Origin of the sequence: Onishia niordana, assembly GCF_004798965.1 — a bacterium.
Lineage (GTDB): Bacteria > Pseudomonadota > Gammaproteobacteria > Pseudomonadales > Halomonadaceae > Onishia > Onishia niordana.
The window spans coordinates 1-261 of the sequence record NZ_SDSD01000102.1 but is presented as its reverse complement, the minus strand read 5'-3'; the positions used below and the strand labels follow the sequence as shown (position 1 = coordinate 261).

1 protein-coding gene is annotated in these 261 nt (G+C 40.2%); it reads right to left on the bottom strand.

Annotated features, from left to right (window positions below; translation table 11 throughout):
* Positions 1–261 (bottom strand): hypothetical protein (locus ETC27_RS18085; RefSeq protein ID WP_205742786.1); only part of this gene is annotated, 261 nt, incomplete at both ends.

Genomic DNA, 261 nt, shown 5'->3' with positions numbered 1-261 from the left:
GGAAGCAACGTCTTCATACTCGTATTGCTCTGAAACCATCACGTTCAACTGTTTTTCAAAGACTTTCCTGTCATCATCTGATAGCTCATAACCGACGACAATCTCACGTGCCTTTAGAGATGATATCTCACTGAGGGCTGCTGAAAAATCAGAGAACTGTGTTGCTTTAAATTCGCCTGTTGATAGATCCATATAAGCCAAGGAAAATGTTTCAGAAGCTTTATCCAAGGCCACCAAAAAGTTATTTTCCGTTGTTAAACC